The organism is Streptomyces sp. NPDC028289 (assembly GCF_055565975.1).
In genome coordinates this window covers 44,903-48,767 of the sequence record NZ_JBVHTI010000019.1, presented here as the reverse complement: position 1 = coordinate 48,767, position 3,865 = coordinate 44,903, and the positions used below count along the sequence as shown (strand labels likewise).

2 protein-coding genes are annotated in these 3,865 nt (G+C 61.4%); both read right to left on the bottom strand.

Translation table 11 applies throughout. The annotated features are described in order from the left end of the window. Window positions 1-254 precede the first annotated feature (254 nt). Window positions 255-698 (bottom strand): YbaB/EbfC family nucleoid-associated protein, encoded by a 444-nt coding sequence (locus tag ACZ4UV_RS50650; protein ID WP_467849599.1) that lies wholly within the window; start codon window positions 696-698, stop codon window positions 255-257. A 22-nt stretch (window positions 699-720) separates the two neighbouring features. After that, complete coding sequence (locus ACZ4UV_RS50645) at window positions 721-3,795, bottom strand: AAWKG family protein (RefSeq protein WP_467849593.1); 3,075 nt, start codon at window positions 3,793-3,795, stop codon at window positions 721-723. Window positions 3,796-3,865: the final 70 nt, after the last annotated feature.

Sequence of the window (3,865 nt, the reverse complement as noted above, 5' to 3'; positions counted from 1 at the left end):
TTTCTACAACCAATCATTCCCGAGAGCCGGCCGCAGCGCACTGCCCTGTACGCCGATCACCGAAGCATTTCCACAAACGTGTATCTGAACTCACCGCTGAAGTCGGCTACCTGCGGCACCGCGTTCTTCAGCAGCCTTGAGACGGTCCGTAAGAGCGCGTTCGGGACGGCACACGCCACCGTCTCGATCGTCCTGCGCGGATCACCGTTCCGACGATGCCCTCTGCGATCGCCGAGGGCGCGGCATTTCCCGTGTCAGCCACGGTCTCCCTGCTGCGGCTGGGGCCGCCTCGTCTTCTCTGGGGCCGCGACGATTCCGTCCGCAACGAAGGGCTTGAGCAGTCGGTCCAGGTCGAGGTTGGCAAGGCCTTCGGAACCGGCCACCCCCAAAGAGCCCTCAGTGAGCGACCGGAACCGGGTCATGGCCTGCTTCATCATCTCCGTCCGCGCCGTGGCCACGGTCTCCAGCACCTTCGACGCCAGTTCCTGGCCCGACAGAGACGCGTGCTTGTTGTTGGGGAAACGCAGCCCGGTCATGTCGCCTTGCGCGCCTACCGTCACCTCCACCGCGCCGTCCTTCGAGCGGACGGTCACCGACAGCCGGGCGATCTCTTCCTTGGCCTCCACCAAGGACTCGTGGGTCCGGGTGAAGTCCGCCATCGACTCACGGAGTTGCTCATCAAGAGACTTCGGCATCATGTCCTCCGATTTTCGCTTCGTGTCAGGGCCTGCGGGGAACCTGGGAATGTCCGATCGACGCCGGCAACCCGGTCTCTTCCGTTCCCCACACATCGGGTTCGTCGTGGCTCCAGGAAGACTGGCCGCTCTGGGAGGTCGCTCTCGCAGTCGCCCGGGAGGGGGAGGCCGTGCTGGGCGACCAGTCGAACAGCTCCTCGCTGTCCTCTTCTTCCTCTTCATAGGCCTCGGGCTCTTCGGCGGCTCCCGAGCGGATGGACGCGGGTCGGGGAAACCCGTCGAGCTGGATGAACGCACCGTCCGCGTTCGTCTCGTACGTCTCGCGTACGCGTTCTCCCTCGCCCTTGCCACCCGCCTGACCGCCCCCCATGCGGGCCATACCGGCCATCATCATCATGGGCTGTATCAGGTTCATCATGCTTCCGTCGGCGCCGGCACCTGCGGCACCTGCGGCCGCGGCCGCCGCGCCCGCCGCGCCTCCCGCCGCTGCGGCGGCGGACGTCTGCGGACTCGGAAGCGCCTGGAACTGGCCAGTCGGCGAGGTGACGGTCGAGCTGCCGTCGGCGAATTGAGTGGTCGACGAGCCGTCCGGATGGTTGGTGATGGTCGAGCCGCCCGGTGTGTGGATGGCGTTGCTGCCGTCGCCGTTGTGCACCGTAAGGTTTCCCAGGCCGTTCTTCCCGGCCCCCTCGAGGTTGCCCTGTCCGCCGTTCGAGGACGTGTTCACGCCACCGGTGGGCTGTGTAGTGGTCACTGTCCCGTCGGGGTGCACCGTGGTGCTGCTGCCGTCCGGGAACTTGGTGATGATGTCACCCTTCGAGTCCACACTCGTGGTGCTGCCGTCCGGGTTGACGATGCTCTGACCGGGATCAAGGTGTCTGCTCACGGTGTTTCCATCGGCTGTCGTGGCCGTCACGTCGCCGTTCGGCGACACCGTCGTGCTGCCGCCACCGGGGAACTGCGTGGTCACGCTGCCGTCCGCATTCTGCGTGCTCACATCACCGTTCGGCATGGTGATATGTGAGATCCCGTCGGTCCCCACGGACTTCACTGTGCCGTTCGGGAAGGTCGTCTTCGTCGAACCGTCGGCATTGGTGACGGTGTAACTTCCGTCCGGGTTGGACGCAATCGAACTTCCGTCAGGGAAATGTGTGGTGACCCCTCCGTCGCCGTTCAGGGCGGTCGTGCTGCCGTCGGGGTTGGTCACGCTCTGACCGGCACCGAGATGACTGGTGGAGACCTGTCCGTCCGCCGAGGTCGTCGTCACCGTCCCGTCCGGGGAGACGGTACGGGTGCTGCCGTCCGGAAAGCGGGTCGTCAAACTACCGTCGGGATTGTGAGTGGTGACGCTGCCGTCGGAATTGGTGACACTCTGCCCGCCGCCGTTCAGACCACCGCTGAGGTTGGTTCCGAGCCCGTTCAGACCACCGCTGAGGTTGTTCAGACCACCGCTGAGGTTGGTTCCGAGCCCGTTCAGACCACCGCTGAGGTTGTTCAGACCACCACTCAGGTTTGTCCCGAGCCCGTTCAGACCACCGCTGAGGTTGTTCAGACCACCACTCAGGTTTGTCCCGAGCCCGCTCAAACCACCACTCAGGTTTGTCCCGAGCCCGTCCAAACCACCACCGAGCCCGTTCAGACCACTGCTCAGGTTGTTCCCGAGCCCGTTCAAACCACCACTCAGGTTGTTCCCGAGCCCGTTCAAACCACCACTCAGGTTGTTCCCGAGCCCGTTCAAACCACCACTGAACTTCTTCCCAAGCCCGTTCAGACCACTGTTGAATTTCCCCCCCAAACCCTCCAATCCTTTACCGATGTCCTTCATTCCCTTATTCAGGTCATTTCCGAATTTTTTAAGGTCGCTCGGACCTGGATTACCTCCTCCACCTCCACCTCCACCCCCACTCCCTCCTCCTTGATCATTCTGCAAGTCGGTCTTCAGCGAGGTGTTCGACGTGTCCTGGAACGCGAAGCGCGAGTCCCAGTTCGCGTCGAGCGCCCGACCCCACCCCTGCTGCAGAGTTGACACAATAGCCCGGGCAGGGTCGTCCAGGTTGGTTTGAATATTTCGCGTCCACCGGTTCACCGCCTCCTGTCCGACCGCCGACCAGAAACTCATATCCGATACGCGGCCCCATGACGGCGAATTGTCGGTGAACCCGGGCAGCGGGGATATTGTTTGGGTTTCCCTAGGGACACCGCCAGGAGGCAGAGGTCCATACTCGGTTCGCCCCTCAACCTGTGACCAATTTTCCATGAGGATCCAGATGAAAACTTCTGTCAGCACCTGATCCAGGACTTGTGAAGGGGTGGGCCTCACTACACCCTGAAAGCTTGCACCGCTGACGCCCGAGCCGGATATCGGAGCCGCCGACGCGAAAGCCGCATAAAGCATTTTTTCATTCAGGTCTGAATACGCCTTGTGTAGGGCGACTTCAGCCCCAATCAATGAGTCGCCGTGAAGCGTGCTGCTCTGATATTGGGTGGACGGGGACTTATTGGTGGGACTAAACCCCGGCGGCTTCAATTCGGAGGAGAAGTTGTCGTACTTTGTGTGCAGATCATCAATCAGATGCCAGAATACGCCTGCCGCATTGCCCTTCCAGGCGGCTTTTTCGCTACCCAGTTCATGGAGCCAGTTTTGAAGTATGGTGGTATGAGTCCTGAAATAGGATCCAGCCGCATCGAAGGACTGCGCAATTTTAGTGAACGAATGCAGATCCACACCGATGGTGGGATTGGGATCTCCACCGACCGGCGAGTTGAGACCGATGGATGTAAAACTTCCGGAGGACAACTCTTTCAGCACGTACTCACTACGGTCCCAGAACCGCTGGCCGTCCGAGAGGTCCTTGTAGGTAATCTGCACCTCCCAATGCTTCACACCTTTACCTTCTGCGGTATAAAAACGAATTTTCCAGGAACCGTGGTCGAGCATCCCCAAATCAACGCCGTTGTCCAGGCCGTTCTCAATGGACTTGACCTTGACGTCCATCCACGGCGCACCGTCGTCCCCCTTGATGCCCGTGATGTCCTCCCGCTTGGGCAAGGTCCAACCGGTCAGCAGATTGATGATGTTTTCCCACGTATCAATGGCCATGAGAATCAAACTCCGCGTTGCCGTGTCACAGCAGTGCACGCCAGGCCAGGGGCTGCTGAGTTGCAGCTGA

Bases quoted from the DNA above. Each gene is read 5' to 3' on its own strand.
- ACZ4UV_RS50645 (WP_467849593.1), bottom strand. From the start codon at position 3,795: ATGGCCATTGATACGTGGGAAAACATCATCAATCTGCTGACCGGTTGG.
- ACZ4UV_RS50650 (WP_467849599.1), bottom strand. From the start codon at position 698: ATGATGCCGAAGTCTCTTGATGAGCAACTCCGTGAGTCGATGGCGGAC.